This window comes from Streptomyces sp. NPDC002125 (genome assembly GCF_053593715.1).
Genome location: NZ_JBSFDD010000002.1, coordinates 105,656 through 127,214, shown reverse-complemented (window position 1 = coordinate 127,214; position 21,559 = coordinate 105,656). Strand labels below are relative to the sequence as shown.

The window sequence follows — 21,559 nt, the reverse complement described above, 5'->3', positions numbered from 1 at the left end:
AGGAAGGTGGGACGGAAGGGGTGTGCCGGAACGGGCGGGGGCGCTCAGCCCGCCACGAAGGTGCGGGCCGCCTTGTCGTGCCAGCACTGGCGCCACGGACGGTCGATCAGACACCAGAGCACATTGACCACTCCGAGCACGATCAGGCCCAGCACCCCGTACACGAGCCAGCGGCGCAGCGCCGCCCCCAGGCTCGGGGCGTCGTGGGACTCGATGTCCCGCACCTGGAGACCGCACAGCTTCTTCCCGAGCGTGCGGCCCCACTTCGCGGTCGGAAGCGCCTCCAGGAGGAAGCCGAGCACCAGGAACGCGGCGAGCACCCCGCCCAGCAGCCCCGCCGTGGTGGAGTCCAGCAGCCAGACGGTGACCGTCTCGCCGGACTGCTTGGCCGCCTCGATCTTCTGGTCGATGTGGTCCATCGCCCGGGTGGCCAGCGGGAAGCCGACAGCGCCCACGAGCGCGCCGAGCACGACCGTGTCGACGATCCGGGCCGCCAGCCGCTTGCCGAGTCCGGCGGGCCTGGCGGAGGCCTGGGCGCGGGCCAGCTGCTGGAAGGGGTCCTCGACCGGAGGCTTCCAGGGCACGACCGGCTGCTGCTGCTCGGGCCGGGCGCCCTGCGCTTGCGCGGGCATCGGGCTCTGCCCCTGCGGCACGTGCCGCTGCGGCGGCCGGGCGCCCTGCTCGGGCTGGGCGAGCTGGTGGGCCTGCTGCGCCCAGGACGCCGACCCTCCACCGGGGCCGGGGGTCAGGGGCGTGGACAGCCCGGGCGCCTGCGCCTGCGGCGGGGTGGGCGCCGGGGCGGGAGCGGGCGTCGGCGCCTGGGGCTGCGGCTGGGCCGCGGGCGTCGTGGCGCGGATCGTCATCGTGCCGTCGGCGGGGGCCTGCCCGGCATCGCGCGGACGCGGGGTGCGGGCGGAACCGCCGGGGCCCACCGCGCGGATGGTGACCGTGCCGTCGGTCGGCGGACGGCCCCCGTCACCGGCGCCGGGCCGGTCGACGCGGATGGCGACGGTGCCGTCGGACACGCCGCCGCCGTCCCGCATCCCGGGCAGGGCGCCGCGCGTCGGGTCCGGGGTCCCTGGCGTGCGGGCATCCCCGGGCGCGCGGTCGGCCGGGGCACCGTCCGCCGGAGCGGGAGCCTGGGCAGAAGCCGGAGCCGAAGCCTGGGCGGGAGCCGGAGCCGAAGCCTGGGCGGGAGCCGGAGCGGGGGCCGAAGTCCGGGCGGAAGCCGGAGCCGAAGCCTGGGCGGGAGCCGGAGCGGGGGCCGAAGTCCGGGCGGGGGCCGAAGGCGTGACGGGACGGGGCGCGGGCGCCTCGGGCGTACGGGGATCCTGGCCGCCCCAGGAGACGCGGGCATCGCGCTCGCCGCCGAAGCCGGTCTGCCGGGAGGTGTCGGCCTGCCAGGCGGACGCCGGCCTGGGCCTGCTGGGAGCCACGTCCGGCTCACCGCCGCCGGGGCGGTGAGCGGCGCCGCTGTCCGTGCTCTCCGCCTCCTGTACCTCGTCGAGGTACATCGGTCCGGTCTCCTCCGCCGGGGCGGGCCGCCGCGGGGCCGCGTCCGCCACAGGGGCGGGCGCCGGGGCAGGAGTCGTCTCGCCCTGCTGGGGCGCGGGCCGGCTGGTGCCGGGAACCCACGAAGCGCCGTTCCAGTACCGGACATATCCGGGAATGGAAGGGTCGGGGTAGTACCCCTCGCGGGGGCTTTCGTCACCGGGTGCCGGGGTTGGGGCGCTCATCACCGTGGTCCCGTATCTCTTCGTGGCCTCAGGTCGGCCGGCCGTCGGGGGGTGGCCGACCTCAATACAAGAGTCCACATCTATCAGACAGCCGCGCGCCCCGGGCCTGTCCTGGCGTTTGGACCACTTTCCAGGTCTCCGGAAGTTTTTCTTGGAAGTCGCGTCATAGTCGTCCGTGAGGGCGCTCTCTCCTTGTGCGGACCGGTCATGGGACCGGCCCCTACGAGTACCGGAAGGTCGTGCACCCTCATGCAGAACGCCGTGGAACGCGAGCTGGAAGTGAAGCTGGTCCTGTCGCCGGAGCGGTCCCTCCCCGTGCCCGCGCGGCTGTCGTACTTCACCGACGACCCCTACGCCGTGCACATCACCTTCCACATCGGCTCCGAGTCCCCCGTCCACTGGACGTTCGCCCGGGAGCTGCTCGTCGAAGGGGTGTTCCGGCCGTGCGGGCACGGGGACGTACGGATCTGGCCGACCAAGGTCGACGACCGGGGCGTCATCTGCGTCGCCCTCACCTCCCCCGACGGCAACGCCCTGCTGGAGCTGCCGTCGGCGGCCGTCGCCGCCTGGGTCGAGCGCACCCTGCGGGTGGTGCCGCCGGGGACCGAGAGCGGGCTGCTCGGGCTGGACGCGGCCCTCGCCGAGCTGCTGACGCCCCTTCCGGCCGACGACCTGTGGATGAGCGACCCCTGGTCCCAGGAGGAGCAGCAGGACGGCGAGGCCTGAGCGGTGCCGCCCGTCGGTCAGAACAGCTTGCCGGGATTGAGCAGGCCGAGGGGGTCGAACGCCGCCTTGATGCCCCGCTGCAGCTCGACCCCGACCTCGCCCAGTTCGCGGGCGAGCCACTCCTTCTTCAGTACGCCGACGCCGTGTTCGCCGGTGATGGTGCCGCCCAGTTCGAGGCCCAGCGCCATGATCTCGTCGAAGGACTCACGGGCCCTGCGGGACTCGTCGGCGTCGGTGTGGTCGAAGCAGACGACGGGGTGGGTGTTGCCGTCACCGGCGTGGGCGCAGACGCCGATGGTGAGGCCGAACCTCTCGGCGATGGCCGCGGTCCCTTCGAGCATCGCGCCCAGCTCGGAGCGCGGCACGCAGACGTCGTCGATCATCGTGGCGGACTTGACGGTCTCCAGTGCGGGGAGTGACATCCGCCGGGCCTGTAGCAGGAGTTCGGACTCCGCGGCATCGTCGGCGGGCACGACCTCGGTGGCGCCCGCCTCGGCACACAGCTTCCCGACGGCGGCGAGGTCGGCCGAGGGATCGGGTGTGTCGAAGGCGCAGAGCAGCAGCGCCTCGGTGGTTTCGGGAAGGCCCATGGAGGCCATCGCGTTGACGGCACGCACGGTCGTACGGTCCATCAGTTCGAGGAGTGACGGGGTGTGCCCCCGCTCCATGATCCGGCACACCGCGTCACAGGCGGCCGACGCCGAAGGGAACTCGGCGGCCAGCACGAGCTGCCGCGGCGGCTGCGGGCGCAGCGCGAGAACGGCCTTGACGACGATACCGAGGCTGCCCTCCGATCCGACGAAGAGCCGGGTGAGGTCGTATCCCGCGACCCCCTTGGCGGTGCGCCGGCCGGTCTTCAGCAGCCGGCCGTCGGCCAGGACGACCTCCAGGCCCAGGACGTACTCGGCGGTGACGCCGTACTTCACGCAGCACAGCCCGCCGGACGCGGTGCCGATGTTGCCGCCGATGGTGCACATCTCCCAGCTCGACGGGTCCGGGGGGTAGTACAGCCCGTGCTCGTTGACGGCCCGGGACAGCGTGGCGTTGACGACCCCCGGCTCGACGACCGCGATCCGGTCGACCGGGCTGATCTCCAGGATGCGGTCCATCTTCACCAGGGAGAGCACGATGCAGCCGTCGGAGGCGTTGGCCGCGCCGGAGAGGCCCGTCCTGGCGCCCTGGGGCACCACGGGGACGCGCAGCTCGGTGGCGGTCCGCATGACGTGCTGCACCTCCTCGGCCGTGCGCGGGAGCACCACGACGGCGGGGGCGCCCGCCTCGCAGAAGCTCGCCATGTCGTGGGCGTACGAGGCGGTGACGGACGGGTCCGTGATCAGCGCCTCGGCCGGCAGGCCCGTGCTCAGTCGTTCCAGGAGAGCGTCCATGATCCAAGCGTGACACCCGGGGCCAATGGTGTGAACCCGTCTGCGGCACCCTTCGCGGAGCGCGATGCGATCTTCGTACTGACGCAGAGTGATGGCCATGGATGCCAAGCCGCAGCAGAACCCGGAGCCCTCCCCCTCCACCCTGCCGCCCCAGGGTGCGACGTCCGTCCCCCCGCCCCCGGCGCCGATGCGCACCACGCTGCGCCGGGCGGCGTTCGGCGCGGTGGCGGGTGCCGTGCTCGTGGCGGGTGCCGTGATCGCCGTGCCGGACGACTCCGGCGAGGCCGCCCCGCCCGTTCCGGGACCCGTGGCGCGGGCCGAGGCCGCGGCGGCAGCCGGCTCCCCCGCCTCGCTGTCCGATCTGACGGCGCTGATCGGCGACCGGCAGAAGTGGGTGGAGACGCACCCGGCCGACGCGCCGTCCTGGGCGGTGCTCGGTACGGCGTACGTGGAATGGGGGCGGCGGTCGGCGGACGCGGCGTACTACACCCGTGCGGAGCAGGCCCTCCAGCGCTCGCTGGCGGCGCAGCCCGGCGAGCGGGGCAACACGGAGGCGTGGGTGGGCCTGGGGGCGCTCGCCGTCGCCCGGAACGACTTCCTCGCGGCGAAGAAGTGGGGCGAGACGGTCCGCGCGCGGCAGCCGAAGAGCTGGACGGCGTACCCGGTGCTGATCGAGGCGTACAACGGCCTGGGGGACTACGCGGCGGCGGCGAAGGCCACGGAGAAGTTCGGGACCCTGCGCAAGGGTGCCCCCGCGCTGGCCAGGACGTCGCAGATGTACCGCAACCAGGGCTGGCGCGAGGACGCCCTGGCCACCGCGCAGGAGGCGGCCGACCTCGCCGCCACGCCCGCCGAGAAGGCGGCGGCCCTGCACGGCCTCGGCGACCTGGCGGCGGAGCGCGGCGAGCCCGCGGAGGCGCTCGCGCAGTACGAGGCGGCCCTGCGCACCGACCGGGGACATCTCGCCTCCCGCGCCGGCCGGGCCCGCGCCCTGGTGGCCCTGGACCGCACGGACGAGGCGCTGGCGGACTACCGCACGGTGACGGCGAAGCTGCCCCGCCCCGAGTACGTGCTCGAACTGGGCGAGCTGTACGAGTCGCTGGGCCTGGACGGCGACGCCCGCACCCAGTACACCGCGCTCCGCGAGCTCCTCGCCGGGGCGCGGACGGCCGGGGTCGACGAGTCGCTCACCGAGGCCCGCTTCGAGGCCGACCACGGAGACCCGGAGGCCGCGGTGGAGCTGATGCGCGCGGAGTGGGCGGCGCAGCGCCGCAGTTCGGCGGTGGCGGACGCGCTGGCCTGGTCCCTGCACCGGGCGGGCCGGTCGGAGGAGGCGCTCCAGTACGCCGAGAAGGCGGTGGAGACCGGGGTGCGGAACGCCTCGTACGCGTACCACCTGGGCGTCATCGAGAGCTCCCTCGGCCAGGACGGTCCGGCGCGCGGCCATCTGGAGGAGGCGCTCCGCACCGACCCGGACTTCTCGCCGCTGGCCGCCCCGCTGGCGCGGGAGGCGCTGGACGAGCTCGGGGAGCCGGCGGACGGCGGCCCCGCCGACATGCAGCCGCCCGCGCCGGAGCCCGAGCCCGCCCCCGAGCCCACGCCCGCCCCGAAGCCGGAGCCCACGCGGGAGCCCGCGAAGGAGACGGTGCGGGAGCCCGCGAAGGAGACGGTGCGGGAGCCCTCTCCGTCGTCGGCCCCGTCCCCCGGCACGGCGAGGAGCGGCGCCCCGGCGACCCCGTAGCGAGCGGCACCAGGGCCCTCCTCCCCGGCCGGGGAGGAGGGCCCTGGTGTGTGCCGTCCTAGAGGTTGCCGCGCTTCTCCTGCTCGCGCTCGATCGCCTCGAACAGGGCCTTGAAGTTGCCCTTGCCGAAGCCCATCGAGCCGTGCCGCTCGATCATCTCGAAGAAGACGGTCGGGCGGTCCTGGACCGGCTTGGTGAAGATCTGAAGCAGATAGCCGTCCTCGTCGCGGTCGACCAGGATCTTCAGCTCGCGCAGCGTCTCCACGGGCACCCGGGTCTCGCCCGCCCACTCCCCCAGGGTGTCGTAGTAGGAGTCCGGGGTGTCCAGGAACTGCACTCCGGCGGCCCGCATCGCCCGTACGGAGGCGACGATGTCGTTGGTGGCGAGCGCGATGTGCTGGACGCCCGCGCCGCCGTAGAACTCCAGGTACTCGTCGATCTGCGACTTCTTCTTCGCGATCGCGGGCTCGTTGATGGGGAACTTCACCTTGAGCGTGCCGTCGGCGACGACCTTCGACATCAGGGCGGAGTACTCGGTGGCGATGTCGTCGCCCACGAACTCCTTCATGTTGGTGAAGCCCATGACCTTGTTGTAGAAGGTCACCCACTCGTTCATCCGGCCGAGCTCGACGTTGCCGACGCAGTGATCGATGGCCTGGAAGGTCCGCTTGGCGGCCGGCTCCACGATCGGGTCCACCGCCGTGTAGCCGGGGAGGTACGGGCCGTCGTAGCCGGAGCGCTCGACCAGCGTGTGGCGGGTCTTCCCGTACGTGGCGATGGCCGCCAGGGTGACGGTGCCGTGCTCGTCCTTGACCTCGTACGGCTCGGCGAGGCCCGTGGCGCCGTGCTCGACGGCGTAGGCGTACGCGGCGCGGGCGTCGGGGACCTCGATGGCGAGGTCGACCACACCGTCGCCGTGGGCGTGCACATGGTCGGCGAGGAAGGTGCCCCATTCGGTGGACGCCTTGATGACGGAGGTGAGGACGAAGCGGGCCGAGCCATTGGTCAGGACGTAACTCGCGGTCTCGCGGCTGCCGTTCTCCGGTCCGGAGTAGGCGACCAGCTTCATGCCGAACGCGGTCGAGTAGTAGTGCGCCGCCTGCTTGGCGTTGCCGACGGCGAAGACCACCGCGTCCATTCCCTTGACCGGGAAGGGATCGGCCTGCCGGGCGGTGTCGGGGGTGGTGTGCACAGTCTCAGTCATGTCCGCAGGTTCCCGCCGCTTCGCAAGGTGCGCAACAGTTCGCCTTCTCACTGGTCAATCTGCCCAGCGGGGCATGAGGATGGGCGGGCTATCTGTACAGGCTGACCATCGGGAGACGGATCATGGCGATCGATCATCTGGACGGCCGGCTCATCGTGCTGCTGGCCCGCGAGCCCCGCATCGGCGTACTCGAAGCATCGCGCCGTCTCGGTGTGGCACGCGGGACCGTGCAGGCGCGGCTGGACCGGCTTCAGTCAAATGGCGTCATCCGGGGGTTCGGCCCCGATGTCGACCCCTCGGCGCTCGGCTACCCCGTCACCGCGTTCGCCACGCTGGAGATCAAGCAGGGCCAAGGCGCCGACGTGCGTGCCCATTTGAGCGGCGTGCCCGAGGTGCTCGAACTGCACACGACCACCGGGCACGGGGACATGCTCTGCCGGCTCGTGGCCCGGTCCAACGCGGATCTCCAACGGGTGATCGACCGCGTCGTGGGCTTTGATGGCATCGTCCGGGCCTCCACGGCGATCGTCATGGAAAACCCGGTGCCCCTGCGTATTATCCCGCTGGTTGAGCAGGCTGCAGAGGACAACGACTGAGCCTACGGAGCACCATGTGAACTTCTGGGAGTATCTGGGCACCCGCCATCAGCAACTGCTCACCGACACCTATCAGCACGCCAGTGCCGTCTTCCAGTGCATGGTCATCGCCACGCTCCTCGGCGTCCTGATCGGTGTCGTCAGCTACCGGAGCGGCTGGGGCGGCTCGCTGGCGATCACCTCCACCTCGGCGATCCTCACCATCCCGTCGCTCGCCGCGATCGGTCTGCTGATCCCGATCGTCGGCCTCGGGGTCCCGCCCACCGTGATCATCCTGACGCTGTACGGGCTGCTGCCCATCGTCCGCAACTGCATCGTCGGGCTGCGCGGGGTGGACCCGGCCCTCGTCGACGCGGCGAAGGGCATCGGGATGTCCCGGACGCGAAGGCTCCTCAAGGTGGAACTGCCCCTCGCGTGGCCGCCCATCCTCACCGGCATCCGTGTCTCCACCCAGATGCTGATGGGCATCGCCGCCATCGCCGCCTACGCGTCGGGCCCCGGTCTCGGCAACGAGATCTTCCGCGGACTCGCCTCGCTGGGAAGCGCCAACGCCATCAACCAGGTCCTCGCCGGAACGATCGGCATCGTCATCCTCGCCCTGCTCTTCGACGCCGCGTACGTACTGCTCGGGCGACTCACCATTCCCAGGGGGATCCGTGTCTGAGACCGCAGAGACCGGGCCGGCGGAGACCACCCCGCCCCGCCCGGCCACCACAGCGGGCGCCACGATCCAGCTGGAGGACCTCACCAAGTCCTATCCGGGCAGCGCCGCCCCGGCCGTGGACGAGGTGTCCATGGACATCAAGGCAGGCGAGACCGTGATCCTCGTGGGCCCGTCGGGCTGCGGGAAGTCCACCACCCTGAAGATGATCAACCGCCTGATCGAGCCGACGTCCGGGCGGATCAGGATCAACGACGAGGACGTCACCGACATGGACCCGGTGAAGCTGCGCCGCAAGATCGGCTACGCCATCCAGTCCTCCGGTCTCTTCCCGCACATGACGGTCGCGGAGAACATCGCCCTCGTGCCGAAGATGACGGGCTGGTCGAAGTCCGGGGTGAAGGACCGGGTCGAGGAGATGCTCGACCTGGTCGGGCTCGATCCGCGCGAGTTCCACGGGCGCTATCCGCGCCAGCTCTCCGGCGGCCAGCAGCAACGCGTGGGAGTGGCCAGGGCGCTGGCCGCCGATCCGCCCGTACTGCTCATGGACGAGCCCTTCGGGGCGGTCGACCCGATCACCCGCGACCACCTCCAGGACGAGCTGATCCGGCTCCAGCACGAGCTGCACAAGACGATCGTCTTCGTCACCCACGACTTCGACGAGGCGATCAAGCTGGGCGACCGGATCGCCGTGCTGCGGGAGCGTTCGCACATCGCGCAGTTCGACACCCCGGAGGCCATCCTCACCAACCCGACGGACGATTTCGTCTCCGGCTTCGTGGGCGCGGGCGCCGCGCTGAAGCGGCTCAACCTCACGCGCGTACGCGATGTGGGGATCGCCGACTTCCCCACGGTGACCGTCGAGGACCCGCTCCAGTCGATCTTCAACAAGCTCCGGGACGGCCAGCACAACGAACTGCTGATGCTGGACCGCAACAACCGCCCCTACAAGTGGCTGCGGCGCGGCGACCTGATGCGGGCCAAGGGCTCACTGGCCAGGGCCGGGCAGCTGGTGCACGACACGGTCACCCGGGACGCGACGCTGCACGACGCGCTGGAGGCCGTCCTCACCGACAGCGGGGGGCGGGTCGCGGTCACGGGGCGGCGCGGTGAGTTCATCGGTGTCGTCGACATGCAGACCCTGATGAACTCCGTGCAGGAGCTCCTGGAGGCCGACCGGCTCACGGCGATGGAGCACCAGCACGACCTGGAGGAGCTGCGTGTCCACCGGACGGAGCACGAGCTGGAGGGCGGTGGCACCGGGCTATGACCCCCAGTCATCAGGCTCCGCCCAAGGGGGCCCGGCCGCCGGGTGAGCACGACGTGGGAGGCCATGCCTTCCGCGACGAGGAGGCGGAGCCCACACCGCCGCCGTCCGGGCCGCGGCGCCGCATCACCTGGCAGAAGCTCGTGGTGGTGCCGGCCGTCTGCGCGGTCGTCCTGGTCGTGACCTATCTGTGGATCTCCAACGTCGACCTCGACTCCATCGCGGAGAACTCGCTGGCCGGCGACAACGTGGAGGTGCGCTGGTGGCAGCACGTCAGGCTGACCGCCATCTCCACCTTCTGGGTGCTGATCATCGCCATCCCGCTCGGCATCGCGCTGACCCGGCGCGGGCTGAGGAAGGCGGCCCCCGGGGTCACCGCCCTCGCCAACATCGGCCAGGCGACGCCCGCGATCGGGCTGCTGGCGCTGCTCGTGATCTGGCTGGGCATCGGCCCCTCGACGGCGATCATCGGCATGGTGATCTACGCGGTCCTGCCGGTGCTCTCCAACACGGTGGCGGGTCTGAACTCGATCGAGCCGACGCTCGTGGAGGCGTCCAAGGGCATCGGCATGTCCGCGATGGGCACGCTCACCCGGGTCGAACTGCCGCTCGCCGTACCGCTGATCCTCGCGGGGGTGCGCACGGCGCTGGTCCTCAACGTGGGCACGGCGACCCTCGCCACCTTCGGGGGCGGCGGCGGGCTGGGCGACCTGATCACCTCGGGCATCCAGACGCAGCGCATGCCGGTGCTGGTGCTCGGCTCCGTACTGACGGTGGTACTGGCCCTGCTGGTGGACTGGCTGGCCTCGCTGGTCGAACTGTGGCTGACGCCACGCGGACTGGAGGAAGCGTGAGGGTACGCACGGGCCTGGCGTCGACGGCCGCGCTCGCCCTCCTGCTCACGGGGTGCGGGCTGAAGAGCGGGTCGCCGCTGGTGGACGAGGTGGAGCCGGGATCGATCGGGCGGGGGCAGCCGCTCAAGGGCGCCTCGCTGACGGTGACCTCGAAGAACTTCAGCGAGAACATCATCCTCGGCCAGATCATGGGCCTCGTCTTCAAGGCGGCGGGCGCCGAGGTCCTGGACCGGACGAACCTGCCGGGATCGATCAGCGCCCGCGAGGCGGTCGTCAAGGGCGAGGCGGACGCCCTGTACGACTACACGGGCACGGCGTGGATCACCTATCTGGGGCACGCGAAGCCGGTCGTCGACCCGCAGAAGCAGTACGAGGTGGTCCGCGACGAGGACAAGGGCAACGGGGTGACCTGGCTCCCTCCGTCCACCCTGGACAACACCTACGCCCTGGCCATCAGCAAGAAGAACAACGCCAAGTACCACCTGAAGACCCTGTCCGACGTGGCCGCGCTCGCCAAGAAGGACCCGGGGGCCGTGACGGTCTGCGTGGAGAACGAGTTCGCCTCGCGCGACGACGGACTGCCGGGCATGCAGAAGCACTACGGGATGAACCTGCCGGCCGCGAACATCAAGAAGATGGACGCGGGGATCATCTACACCCAGGTGAACTCCGGCGGCTGCCTGCTGGGCGAGGTGTACACCACGGACGGCCGGATCAAGGCGATGGATCTGGACGTGCTGGAGGACGACAAGCAGTTCTTCCCCAACTACAACGCCGCCCCCGCCATCCACACGGCGACCCTCGACAAGTACCCGGAGATCGCCGGACTGCTGGCGCCCATCACCGAGAAGCTCACGACGCCGCTCGCGCAGGAGCTCAATTCCAAGGTGGACGTGGACGGGGAGGACCCGCACGAGGTGGCGAAGGACTGGCTGATCGAGGAGGGGTTCATCCAGGAGGGCTGAGCCGCTGGGGGGTTACAAAGAAGTAGTTGCAAAAAAGACGTTGCAAAGCATTCTTTGCAAGTCTATGGTCGTCCCATGCCACCGAACGAGCCCGAGGACCGGCCGGTCCCGTACGCCGACGACCCGAAGATCCACCACGTCGACACCCGCACCCTGCGCGGACTCGCACACCCTCTGCGCATCCGGCTGCTGAATGCCCTGCGGGAGTTCGGCCCCGCCACCGCCTCAGGACTCGCCGACCGGCTCGGCGAGTCCAGCGGCGCCACCAGCTACCACCTGCGCCAGCTCGCGGCGTACGGCTTCGTCGAGGACGCCCCGGAGCGCGGCAAGGGACGCGAGCGGTGGTGGAAGGCAGTCCACGCGGGCAACACCTTCAACACCAGTACGTTCACGGAACACCCGGACGCCGAGGTGCGGGGCGCCGTCGGGGTCGTCCTCCACGAGGTGGCGACCACGCACGCCCAGGAGCTGAACACCTGGCTGGGGACGATGCACGAATGGCCCGAGGAGTGGCGCAAGTCCTTCGACCTCAGCGACTTCAAGCTGCGCCTCACCCCTGAACTCTCCCTGGAACTTGCCGAAAAGATCCAGGACCTGGTGAACAGCTACCGGGACCGCGTCCCGGAGGGCACCGAAGGATCAGCCGTCGTACGCACCCACCTCCACATGTTCCCGCGCCCCACCGACTGAGGGGATCACCGCCATGCACAGCGACATACACCTCCTGCTCCACACCTATAGATCCGCCGAACTCCGGCGCGAGGCAGCCGAGTTCCATCCGGTCCGGCGCCCGCTGCGCCAGCGGATGGGCTGGACGATGGTCGAGCTGGGCCTCCGGCTGGCCCAGGCACCGCCGCGCAGGGCCGCACGGGCGGCCTGACGGTGGACGGGGGGAAAGGGATACGGCACCGCATGCCGCTGATCGCCGTCCTCGCGGCCAACTCCATATCCACGGCCGGAACTTCGCTGACCCTCATCGGCGTACCGTGGTTCGTCCTGGAGACCACGGGGAGCGCTGGGCGGGCCGGGGTCGTCGCGTTCTGCGCGACCCTGCCGATCGTCGTCGCGGCTCTGGTGGGCGGGCCCGTCATCGACCGGCTGGGCCGGCGCCGGGTTGCCGTCGGGTCCGACGCGGTCTGCGGCGCGGCCGTGGCCGCTGTCCCGCTGCTCCACTCCACGGGCGTACTCGAATTCTGGATGCTCTGCGCCCTGATGGCACTGAACGGGCTGGCCCACACCCCCGGCAACACCGCGCGCTACGTCCTCGTGCCCGCCCTGGCCGAGCACGCGGGCACCACGCTCGCCCGCGCCGCGAGCCTCTTCGACGCGGTGTCGCGCGGCGCCCGCATGGTGGGCGCCGCGCTGGCGGGCGTACTGATCGCCGCCGTCGGGGCCGAGACCGTGCTCCTGCTGGACGCCGCCACCTTCGCGCTGTCCGCCCTGCTGGTGGCGGCCGGTGTACGCGGGGTCCGCGCGGCCGAGCCCTACAAGGCCGCGGCCCCGGTCTCACTGCGCGCGTACGGCGCCGAGCTGCGCGAGGGCTACGCGTATGCGCTGGGCGACCGGCTGCTGCTGGCCGTCGTCGTCATGGTGATGTTCATGAACGGCGCGGACCAGGGCTGGAACGCCGTCCTGCTGCCCGTGCACGCCGAGGGCGAGCTCGGCGGGGCAACGGACCTGGGGCTGCTCACCGCGTTGTTCGGCGCCGGCGGCCTGACCGGCGCGCTGCTGTACGGGGCGGTGGGGCACCGCTTCTCGCGGCGGACCGTGTTCGCGGTGTGCGTGCTGCTGTGCGGCGCGCCGAGATTCGCGGTCGCGGCGCTGACCGGGACGACGCTGCCGCTCGCGGTCACCATGGCGCTGAGCGGCGTCGCCACCGGTGCACTGAACCCCATCCTGGCGACGCTGACCTACGAACGCATCCCGGAGCGGCTGCGCAGCAGGGTCTCGGGGGCCCTCACAGCCGGCAGCGAGCTCGCCATGCCGGTGGGCGGGCTGGTCGCGGGGCTGCTGGTCGAGGGGATGGGCGCGACAGGGGCGCTGGTGGCGATGGGCGGGGTCTACTTCCTGGCGACGCTGAGCCCGTTGGTCTTCCCCACGTGGCGGGGCATGGAGGATCCGAAGGCGCAGGCCGGCGGCCCGGTTCCGGAGCCGGACCCGGCGCCCCGGGTCAGCAGCTCGGGTACGGAGCCCGACCCGGCGCCCCGGGTCAGCAGCCCGGGTCCGTAGCGCGACTCGGCGCCCCCGGTCAGCAGCTCGGGACCTTGCCACCCTGGTCCAGCGCCCGCAGCGAGGACACCGCGCCCTTCAGGGTCGTGACGGGGATCAGCCGCAGACCGTCGGGCCGCTCGGCCTCCGCCTGCTTGCACTCGGCCTTCGGGACCAGGAAGACCGTAGCGCCGTCGCGCCGGGCGGCCTGCGTCTTCAGGGAGACCCCGCCGACCGCGCCGACCGCGCCATCGGCCTCGATCGTGCCCGTACCGGCGACGGTGCGCCCACCGGTCAGATCGCCGCCGGAGCCGTTGCCGTCCAGCTTGTCGATGATGCCGAGCGAGAAGAACAGGCCCGCGCTGGGGCCGCCGACATCGGCGAGGCGCAGCGTGATGTCCACCGAACCCGGCTTCTTGTCGAGGTAGTTCAGGGCCGCGTCGACGGCGACGTTCTGCGACTCCTTCATGTCCTGGAAATTGTGCTGCTCGATCTCCTTCTCGGACTCGCCCGACGGATAGACCGAGTCACGCGGCATGACCGCCCGGTCCGTCCGGAACCAGCTGTCGACCACGTCTGCGATCCCGATGTCGGCCGTGGGCGCGGTCGCGAGGATCGTCGTCATGCGCAGCTCACCCTCGGGGGCCCGGGTGGGCGCGCCCTTGATCGTGATGACCGGCGTCCCCTTGCTGTCCCCGAGCACATCGGCGGTGGTACCGGGCTGCGCCACGGTGAACGGGAGCGGCGCGAAGGCGGCCGTGCCGAACAGCGCCAGGACGGGCAGCGCGCAGAGGGCGAGGGTGCGGGGGCGAGAGAGACGAAGAGCCACCCGTCCAATCTATCCGCCGCGCGCCCCGGACTCCGAACGCCCCGGGGCGGCCGGAGTCGCCGGAGCCTCGCGGCCGGGCCCTGCGGCCTCGGCGCGGGGTCAGGACGTCCGGCCGCCGGATCTCAGCGCAGGACGTCCGGCCGCCGGATCTCAGCGCGGGGCCTCCACCCCAGCCGCCGGACCTCAGCGCAGGGCGTCCGCGACCTCGCGGGCCGCGTCGAGGACACGCGGGCCGACTCGTTCCGGTACGGCGTCGGCGAGCATGACCACGCCCACGCTGCCCTCAACTCCCGAGACCCCGACCAGCGGCGCGGCGGCCCCGCAGGCACCGGCTTCGAGCTCGCCCTGAGTGAGGGTGTAGCCCGGGTGGTCGACCGTCTTCTGCCGGGCGGTGAGGATCGCCCGTCCCGCGGCGCCCCGGTCCAGGGAGTGGCGGAACCCGGCCCGGTACGCCACGTGGTAGTCGGTCCAGGTCGGCTCGACGACGGCGACCGCCAGCGCGTCCGCCCCGTCGACGAGGGTGAGGTGGGCGGTGGCCCCTATGTCCTCCGCCAGGGAGCGCAGAGCGGGCAGCGCCGCCTCCCTGACCAGGGGGTGCACCTGCCGGCCCAGGCGCAGCACGCCGAGGCCCACCCTGGCCCGGCCGCCCAGGTCACGCCGGACGAGGGCGTGCTGTTCCAGGGTGGCGAGCAGTCGGTAGACCACGGTGCGGTTGACCCCGAGTTTGTTGGACAACTCGGTGACGGTCAGGCCGTGATCGGTATCGGCGAGCAACTTGAGGACACGCAGTCCCCTGTCGAGCGTCTGAGAAGTCTCCGCGGTCACGACGCCCTCTCCCTCTTGGTGAGCGGGGCGGTTTCTCTCCGGGATGCCGACGCCGGTCCCACGGCGACGCACCGAGAGGCCGCCGACTGGCCATGGCACCGGCTGCGCTCCGAGGCCACATTGCCACGGGGCGTTCATGTTTCGGGGAGATTAGCGAGCGGGTCCGCTCAGCGGAAGACCTCGTCCAGAATCCGGTCTCCCACCGGAACGCGCCCGCATAACCGCCGGTCAGCGCGGAACCGTCCGGAACGCGAACATCTACGCGCGTTCAAGTCGGGTGACGTCCTCGCGACGCTCCGTACATCACCCGTGAACGATTGTTAACCCACCGTGAAATATGCGCCACAAATTTTTCCCGCGCCCGTGCGCGCTCCGGCGCCCGCCCGCACGCGCACGCCCTCGCCCCGCTCAGCCCGCGCCGGGGACATCGGCGGACCGCGCCGGGGACATCACCGTCCCGCGCCGAAGACATCGCGTCGGCCACCGGACGGAGAACGGGTCCGGCACGGGGCTCATCCCCGTACCGGACCCGTGAATTCCCCGGCGTCCGCCGTCGCTCACCGCATCCGGGTGGCCCACTCCTGGACCTTCTTGATCCGGTCCTGGATCTGCCCGGCCGTGGCCTCCGCGCTCGGCGGTCCGCCGCACACCCGCCGCAGCTCGGTGTGGATCACCCCGTGCGGCTTGCCGCTCTGGTGGGTGTAGGCCGACACCATCGTGTTGAGCTGCTTGCGGAGCTCCAGCAGCTTCTTGTGCGTGACCACGGGCCGGTTCTCGGCGGCCTTCTCCAGGAGGTCGGCCTCCGCGGCCGGCTTCTGGCGGCTGTGCGCGATCTGCCGGGTCTGCCGCTTCTGGAGCAGCAGTTGCACCTGGTCGGGTTCGAGGAGCCCGGGGATGCCGAGGTAGTCCTGCTCCTCCTCGCTGCCCGGGTGCGCCTGCATGCCGAACTCGGCACCGTCGTACAGCACCCGGTCGAAGACCGCGTCGGACTCCAGCGCCTCGAAGGGCAGCTGCTCCTCGGTCTCCTCGTCCTCCAGCTTCTCGGCGTCCGCGAGGAGCTGGTCCTCCTCGGCGAACGGGTTCTCCTCGTCGCTGCCCTTCTTCGGCTTGTCGAGCACGTGGTCGCGCTCGACCTCCATCTCGTTCGCGAAGTCGAGGAGCATCGGGATGGTCGGCAGGAACACCGAGGCGGTCTCGCCACGCCTGCGCGACCGCACGAAACGCCCGACGGCCTGCGCGAAGAAGAGCGGCGTCGAGATCGTGGTGGCGTACACGCCGACCGCGAGACGCGGCACGTCGACGCCCTCCGACACCATGCGCACCGCGACCATCCAGCGCGATTCGTCCTGGCTGAACTTGTCGATGTTCTTCGACGCGGCCTTCTCGTCGGAGAGGACCACGGTCGGCTTCTCACCGGTGACCGACTTGAGGATCTTGGCGTACGCACGCGCCGACTCCTGGTCCGTCGCGATGACCAGCCCGCCCGCGTCCGGAATGCCCTTGCGCACCTCGGTCAGCCGCTTGTCGGCGGCGGCCAGCACATTGGGAATCCAGTCGCCGGTGGGCGCGAGCGCGGTGCGCCAGGCCTGGCCGATGGCGTCCTTGGTCATCGGCTCACCGAGCCGAGCGGCGATCTCGTCGCCCGCCTTCGTGCGCCAGCGCATGTTGCCGCTGTAGCTGAGGAAGATCACGGGGCGGACGACGCCGTCGGCGAGCGCGTTGCCGTAGCCGTAGGTGTAGTCGGCCGAGGAACGGCGGATGCCGTCGTTGCCCTCCTCGTACGCGACGAAGGGGATCGGGTTGGTGTCCGAGCGGAAGGGCGTACCGGTGAGGGCCAGCCGGCGGGTCGCCGGGTCGAAGGCCTCCTGGCACGCCTCGCCCCAGGACTTCGAGTCACCGGCGTGGTGGATCTCGTCGAGGATCACGAGCGTCTTGCGCTGCTCGCAGCGGTTGCGGTGGAGCATGGGGCGCACGCCGACACCGGCGTACGTGATCGCGACGCCGTGGTACTCCTTGCTCACCGGTCCGGCGCTGTAGTCGGGGTCGAGCTTGATCCCTATGCGGGCCGCCGCCTCCGCCCACTGCTTCTTGAGGTGCTCGGTGGGCGCCACGACGGTGATCTGCTGCACCACGTGATGGTGCAGCAGCCACGAGGCGAGGGTCAGCGCGAAGGTGGTCTTCCCGGCGCCGGGCGTCGCGACCGCGAGGAAGTCCCGCGGCTGGTCCTGGATGTACTTCTCCATGGCACCCTGCTGCCAGGCACGCAGCTTCCCGGCGGTCCCCCAGGGGGCGCGTCCGGGAAAGGCGGGTGAGAGATGGTGGGAGGCGGTAGTAGTCACGGTCTCCGGTTCGGCACTCGGGTACGTGGGGCGCTGTCCGTACGAGCCGGAGCCGGCCCGCACGCGATACGACAACCGGGCCACCCTACCGGCGGGGGGAGCGGAACCTTCCCTGAACGGCGCCGCCCCGGAGCAGAATGCGACAGCTCTCACACCTCGGCGACGACCAGCTCCCGCAGCCCCTGGGCGATGACCTTCACCTCGTCCGTCTCGCCGGTCGCCACCGCGATGACCAGGCGTTCCGCCGCGTCGATGTCGGGCCGCAGGTCCACTCCGTTCATCGCCAGGAACGAGACGCAGGACAGCCATGCCGTCCGTTTGTTGCCATCGAAAAGTGGATGGTTGACCGCGAGGGACTGGAGGAGCGCAGCGGCCTTGTCGATCACGTCCGGATACGCCTCCTCCCCGAACATGGCGGCGGAAGGGCGGTGTGCCGCGGATTCCAGGAGCCCCACGTCCCGCACGACCACCTGCATGTCGTCGCAGGCGTATCCGGCGATGACGAGGATGTCCTCGGAGGAGAGATAGACGCAGGTCACTTCAGCCGGTCCATGAGCTCGCCCCACTTGGCGGCCTGCTCCTTGGCCGTCTTACGGACGATGGCCTCCTGCGCAGTCCGGGCGAGGTAGTCGTCGACGGCCTTGAGCAGTATCGCGTGCATGCTGGTGCCCTCCTGCTCAGCCCGCTGCTTGAGTGCCTCGGTCTGGTCGTCGCGAAGACGCAGGTTCATAGCCATACCAAAACGGTACCACCGCATGGGGCCAAAATGGTACCGTACGGGCGCTACCGGGGCTGCGTCCGCCCCGCCACCCACACGCCCATCAGTGCCACCGCCGCCATCGGCAGGAACACCACCATGAACGCACCGGGGTGCGCCGCGGCCGTACCGCTTCCCACAGCCCCGTGCGCCGCCGCGCCCACCGAGCCGCCGCCGAGCGCGGCGAACGCCGCACCGCCCGCGGCGAGCAGCAGCGCGTTGGAGAGACCGTCCGAGATCTGGAGGGCGGCCGAGTTGGCCCCCGCCTCCTGCGGGGCCGACAGCTTCAGCAGCATCACGCTCGTCGACGCGATCACCATGCCCATGCCGAAGCAGCCGACACCCCATACCGCAGCGAGCGTCCACACCGGTACCGACTCGATCAGCACGGCGGGCGCGGCGAGGATCGACAGCGTCACGAGCACCATGCCCGCCACCATGAGCGCGCCCCGGTGAGGCTCCAGCCGGGGCCTGGCCAGGACGTACGAGCCGAGAGCCCAGGTCAGGCCGCCGGCGGCCAGGGAGAGGCCGGCCAGGGTCGGGGAGAGCCCGCGCTGGGTCACGAGCATCAGCGGCACGAAGGACTCCGCGACGATGAACGAGCCGGCCGACATCCCCCGCAGCAGAATCACCGCGGGCAGCCCCCGCGCGGCCCGCACGGTCCCCGCGGGCAGCAGCCCGCGCACGGCGGGCACGAGCAGCGCGGCACCGGCCAGCGCCGGGACCAGGGAGAGCCAGCGCAGCTCCTGGCCGGCGTACTGGAGCAGCCCGGCGCCTGCCGAGATCCCGAGGGCGAGCCGGATGCGCCTCCGGTCGAACGGCTCGGCCGCCGCCTCCGCGTCCGTGGGACCGCCCGCCATCCGCCGTATCGCCGGCAGCGCGAGGCCGAGCGGCAGAAGGATGAGGACCGGGATGCCGACGAAGACCCAGCGCCACCCGAGCTGCTCGGTCACGGTCCCCGAGGCGAGCGGCCCGACGACGGACGGCACGATCCAGGCCGCCGAGAACGCCGCCATGATGCTCGGCCTGATCCGCTCCGGATAGGCGCGCCCGATGACCACGTACAGCGCGACGATCACGAGCCCGCCGCCGACACCCTGGACGGCCCGCCCCAGGATGAAGATCCACATGCCGGCCGCCGTACCGGAGAGCAGCAGCCCGGCCCCGAACGCCCCGATCCCGGTGGCGAGCGGCGCGAGCGGCCCGCGCCGGTCGGCCCACTGCCCGGAGAGCACCATCGCGAAGAGGCTGGTGGTGAAGTACGCGGAGAAGGCGAAGGCATAGAGCGGGATGCCGTGCAGCTCACGCGCGGCCACCGGCATCGCCGTGCCGACGGCGGTCGCCTCGAAGGCGATGAGCAGCACGACGGACACGATCCCGATGCTGAGCGCCCGGTATGTACGCCCGAGCACGCCTTCGACCGGGGCGGGTGCGGTGGTCTCCACGAGGGCGGCGGTGACCTCGGCGTCACGGGGTTCCAGGGCAGTCATGAGCCTCAGAGTAAGGGCCGCAAAGCCCGGTGACCCCTGTCGGGTGGCGTATCCCTCTGGTCCCTTGGTCGTACGACCGCCACCTCGGCCCCACGGGTGACTGTGAACGCGGTATGGCAGTCGCGTTGCGGGCCGCCCGCGACCCTTGAGCCCGCCCCACAGGCCCCGTACCGTCGACGGCAGATCAAGAAACGCACGGCCGTGTGCCCGAGTGGTTCAGGGGCTCGACTGCAACTCGAGTTACACCGGTTCGAATCCGGTCACGGCCTCCAGCGGAAGACCCGGAAGGGAAGGCCGCCCCCGTGGTGGGCGGCCTCTTCTGCGTGCGAGGCGAATACCGGCAATGGCTCAGGATTGTGGCCGCACCTTCTGCCGGGCTCGCTCCTCGGACTCCTGCATCTCCAAAATCCGGAAGACATGGGAACTCGCCCGCTTGCGTGCGCTCCCGCTCACGAACAGCGCCGCACCCGCGACGGCGGGGGGTACGGCGAGGAATCCGATTCCGAGGAGTTCCGGCCAGTCACGCTCGACGCTGCACAGCTTCCCCGCGCCTTGGCTGTACGACGTGCTCTCGCTGTCGTAGAACACCGGCGCATCGCAGGCGATTTCATCCTGATAGTCATGCACGGTGAACGGGATCAGCAGCAAGTACCCCAGCCAGAGGAACAGGGCCACGGAGACCGCCATCAGGCCGGCGCCCCAGCTCTGCTGCCGTCCGGCCCAACGGTCGAATTCCTGTCGGGCTGGCCATTGCATGAGAAGTCTCCCCCGTTGATTGTCCAACTTGCCTATCGGGCGCGGAACTGTGCCTCACGGAAGTATCCGGCGGGCCGGTGCCACGTCGGGCCGTGGGTACGGTCAGCCCGTGACCGCACCCGCCACGAATGCGGTCCACGCGGCGGGGGTGACGGTGAAGGTGGGGCCGTCGGTGACCTTGGAGTCACGGACGTGGACGGTGTGGGGGCAGGTGGCGACCTCTACGCAGGTCGCGCCCTCGTTGCCGCCGTAGCTGGACTTGTGCCAGTCGTAGGCGACTTCAATGCACTCGGCACCCTCGTTGCCGCTGTGGCTGGACTTGAACCAGATCAGTCGGGTGGCGTGGTAGCTCACAGTTGCCCCATCTTCTTCTCGATGATCTCTGCGGATTCCCAGGGGTTGTGCGCCTGAGCCCGCAAGATGCCGAAGAGGTCGAGCATGTCGATGACCTGGTCCGGCTGCGAGATAAATCTATCCCCGCCACGCGCCTCCACGTACACGACCGCACGACCCTCCGCCGTGGACATCAAGTGCATCGACCCCATCAGCCCTGCATGGGTGTGCTGCGCTGTCGGCATCACCTGCACTGTCAGGTGGTTATGGCGTTCGATGCAGTCGAGCATGTGCTGCAATTGCCCCTTCAGCACGTCAGGCCCGCCCAAGCATCGCTCCAAGACCGACTCCTCCACGACGTATCCGATGTGGGGAGGCGGTGTGCGCGTCAGAACCGCCTGGCGCTCCAGCCTCGCTTCGACGCGGCTGACGACCTCGGCCTCCGTGTACGCGGGCACACGCACCCGGTGTAGGGCGTACGCGTACGCCTCGGTCTGAAGCAGACCTGGCATCACCATCGTCTCGTACCCGTTGATGACCCGAGCGGTCCGCTGAAACTGTGCCCAGTTCACAAACTTCGGAGGATACTTCTCCTCGTCCAGCATCTCGCAGCACTCCTTCAGAGCACCGTTCGCTGCGAACAGTTCGTCGGCCGCCACCAGCAGACCGATCGACGGGATGCGCTCCGCGCGCTCGACCGCGCCCATCAGCGACTCCGAGATCAGCAACTTCTGCGCAGCCGTCCTCTGCGTGAACCCAGCACGCACCCGATGGACGCGAACCAACTCCCCCACGAGTCGCCGAACATGGGATACCTCAGTCGTCCCCACAACTCACCACCGTTCCCCACACTGCACCGATGTGGATCGCCACCTCCTGGTCACGCT

21 protein-coding genes and 1 tRNA gene are annotated in these 21,559 nt (G+C 70.8%); 10 read left to right on the top strand and 12 right to left on the bottom strand.

Annotated features, from left to right (window positions below):
* Nucleotides 1–44: 44 nt before the first annotated feature.
* The gene (locus ACWCQM_RS03660; RefSeq protein WP_450913718.1) at nt 45–1,736 is read right to left on the bottom strand and encodes an RDD family protein; all 1,692 of its coding nucleotides are present in this window, start codon (nt 1,734–1,736) and stop codon (nt 45–47) included.
* A 249-nt stretch (nt 1,737–1,985) separates the two neighbouring features.
* Between ACWCQM_RS03660 and ACWCQM_RS03655 the strand changes: the two genes are divergently transcribed.
* Nucleotides 1,986–2,462, top strand: a complete 477-nt coding sequence (locus tag ACWCQM_RS03655) for an SsgA family sporulation/cell division regulator (protein WP_450913717.1) — start codon at nt 1,986–1,988, stop codon at nt 2,460–2,462.
* 17 nt (nt 2,463–2,479) lie between these two features.
* Here ACWCQM_RS03655 and ACWCQM_RS03650 read toward each other — a convergent pair whose 3' ends face one another.
* On the bottom strand, nt 2,480–3,847 hold the full coding sequence (locus tag ACWCQM_RS03650) for an FAD-binding oxidoreductase (protein WP_450913716.1): 1,368 nt from the start codon (nt 3,845–3,847) through the stop codon (nt 2,480–2,482).
* A 97-nt stretch (nt 3,848–3,944) separates the two neighbouring features.
* Here ACWCQM_RS03650 and ACWCQM_RS03645 point away from each other — a divergent pair, with 97 nt between their 5' ends.
* Nucleotides 3,945–5,588: a tetratricopeptide repeat protein gene (locus ACWCQM_RS03645; RefSeq protein WP_450913715.1), complete on the top strand. Its 1,644-nt coding sequence runs from the start codon at nt 3,945–3,947 to the stop codon at nt 5,586–5,588.
* 58 nt (nt 5,589–5,646) lie between these two features.
* On the opposite strand, the gene hppD is transcribed toward ACWCQM_RS03645, so the two are convergent.
* Complete coding sequence (hppD, locus tag ACWCQM_RS03640) at nt 5,647–6,792, bottom strand: 4-hydroxyphenylpyruvate dioxygenase (protein ID WP_450913714.1); 1,146 nt, start codon at nt 6,790–6,792, stop codon at nt 5,647–5,649.
* Nucleotides 6,793–6,914: 122 nt separating this feature from the next.
* Here hppD and ACWCQM_RS03635 point away from each other — a divergent pair, with 122 nt between their 5' ends.
* The 7 genes from ACWCQM_RS03635 to ACWCQM_RS03605 all read left to right on the top strand — a co-directional run bounded on the left by ACWCQM_RS03635 (nt 6,915) and on the right by ACWCQM_RS03605 (nt 13,364).
* A complete protein-coding gene (locus ACWCQM_RS03635) occupies nt 6,915–7,388 on the top strand; it encodes an Lrp/AsnC family transcriptional regulator (protein ID WP_073746315.1) in 474 nt (157 codons plus the stop codon).
* 16 nt (nt 7,389–7,404) lie between these two features.
* The gene (locus ACWCQM_RS03630) at nt 7,405–8,052 is read left to right on the top strand and encodes an ABC transporter permease (RefSeq protein WP_450913713.1); all 648 of its coding nucleotides are present in this window, start codon (nt 7,405–7,407) and stop codon (nt 8,050–8,052) included.
* On the top strand, nt 8,045–9,319 hold the full coding sequence (locus ACWCQM_RS03625; RefSeq protein ID WP_450913712.1) for an ABC transporter ATP-binding protein: 1,275 nt from the start codon (nt 8,045–8,047) through the stop codon (nt 9,317–9,319). The genes ACWCQM_RS03630 and ACWCQM_RS03625 overlap by 8 nt, the downstream gene beginning before the upstream one ends.
* On the top strand, nt 9,316–10,170 hold the full coding sequence (locus ACWCQM_RS03620) for an ABC transporter permease (RefSeq protein WP_450913711.1): 855 nt from the start codon (nt 9,316–9,318) through the stop codon (nt 10,168–10,170). Before ACWCQM_RS03625 ends, ACWCQM_RS03620 begins: the two co-directional genes overlap by 4 nt.
* Entirely contained in the window at nt 10,167–11,135 is a 969-nt protein-coding gene (locus ACWCQM_RS03615; protein WP_450913710.1) for a glycine betaine ABC transporter substrate-binding protein, read from the top strand. Before ACWCQM_RS03620 ends, ACWCQM_RS03615 begins: the two co-directional genes overlap by 4 nt.
* 75 nt (nt 11,136–11,210) lie before the next feature.
* Nucleotides 11,211–11,825, top strand: coding sequence for an ArsR/SmtB family transcription factor (locus tag ACWCQM_RS03610; RefSeq protein ID WP_450913709.1), 615 nt, complete (start codon nt 11,211–11,213; stop codon nt 11,823–11,825).
* Nucleotides 11,826–12,047: 222 nt separating this feature from the next.
* On the top strand, nt 12,048–13,364 hold the full coding sequence (locus ACWCQM_RS03605) for an MFS transporter (RefSeq protein WP_450913708.1): 1,317 nt from the start codon (nt 12,048–12,050) through the stop codon (nt 13,362–13,364).
* A gap of 19 nt (nt 13,365–13,383) precedes the next feature.
* Here ACWCQM_RS03605 and ACWCQM_RS03600 read toward each other — a convergent pair whose 3' ends face one another.
* The 6 genes from ACWCQM_RS03600 to ACWCQM_RS03575 form a co-directional block, all read right to left on the bottom strand.
* Entirely contained in the window at nt 13,384–14,172 is a 789-nt protein-coding gene (locus ACWCQM_RS03600) for a S16 family serine protease (protein ID WP_450913707.1), read from the bottom strand.
* Between the two features lie 183 nt (nt 14,173–14,355).
* The gene (locus ACWCQM_RS03595) at nt 14,356–14,997 is read right to left on the bottom strand and encodes an IclR family transcriptional regulator (protein WP_267075409.1); all 642 of its coding nucleotides are present in this window, start codon (nt 14,995–14,997) and stop codon (nt 14,356–14,358) included.
* Nucleotides 14,998–15,554: 557 nt separating this feature from the next.
* Nucleotides 15,555–17,336: a DEAD/DEAH box helicase gene (locus tag ACWCQM_RS03590; RefSeq protein WP_450913706.1), complete on the bottom strand. Its 1,782-nt coding sequence runs from the start codon at nt 17,334–17,336 to the stop codon at nt 15,555–15,557.
* A 149-nt stretch (nt 17,337–17,485) separates the two neighbouring features.
* On the bottom strand, nt 17,486–17,875 hold the full coding sequence (locus ACWCQM_RS03585) for a type II toxin-antitoxin system death-on-curing family toxin (protein ID WP_450913705.1): 390 nt from the start codon (nt 17,873–17,875) through the stop codon (nt 17,486–17,488).
* Complete coding sequence (locus ACWCQM_RS03580; RefSeq protein ID WP_129263580.1) at nt 17,872–18,072, bottom strand: ribbon-helix-helix protein, CopG family; 201 nt, start codon at nt 18,070–18,072, stop codon at nt 17,872–17,874. The genes ACWCQM_RS03585 and ACWCQM_RS03580 overlap by 4 nt, the downstream gene beginning before the upstream one ends.
* 47 nt (nt 18,073–18,119) lie before the next feature.
* Nucleotides 18,120–19,583 carry an MFS transporter gene (locus ACWCQM_RS03575; protein ID WP_450913704.1) on the bottom strand — a complete coding sequence of 488 codons (1,464 nt, stop codon included), beginning with the start codon at nt 19,581–19,583 and terminating at the stop codon, nt 18,120–18,122.
* A 197-nt stretch (nt 19,584–19,780) separates the two neighbouring features.
* Between ACWCQM_RS03575 and ACWCQM_RS03570 the strand changes: the two genes are divergently transcribed.
* A tRNA-Cys gene (locus ACWCQM_RS03570) sits at nt 19,781–19,855 on the top strand.
* Between the two features lie 76 nt (nt 19,856–19,931).
* Here ACWCQM_RS03570 and ACWCQM_RS03565 read toward each other — a convergent pair.
* From ACWCQM_RS03565 to ACWCQM_RS03555, 3 genes are all read right to left on the bottom strand, one after another.
* Nucleotides 19,932–20,339, bottom strand: coding sequence for a hypothetical protein (locus ACWCQM_RS03565; protein WP_450913703.1), 408 nt, complete (start codon nt 20,337–20,339; stop codon nt 19,932–19,934).
* A 102-nt stretch (nt 20,340–20,441) separates the two neighbouring features.
* Nucleotides 20,442–20,693 (bottom strand): DUF397 domain-containing protein, encoded by a 252-nt coding sequence (locus ACWCQM_RS03560; protein WP_450913702.1) that lies wholly within the window; start codon nt 20,691–20,693, stop codon nt 20,442–20,444.
* Nucleotides 20,690–21,466: a helix-turn-helix domain-containing protein gene (locus ACWCQM_RS03555; protein ID WP_450913701.1), complete on the bottom strand. Its 777-nt coding sequence runs from the start codon at nt 21,464–21,466 to the stop codon at nt 20,690–20,692. Before ACWCQM_RS03555 ends, ACWCQM_RS03560 begins: the two co-directional genes overlap by 4 nt.
* Between the last annotated feature and the right edge of the window lie 93 nt (nt 21,467–21,559).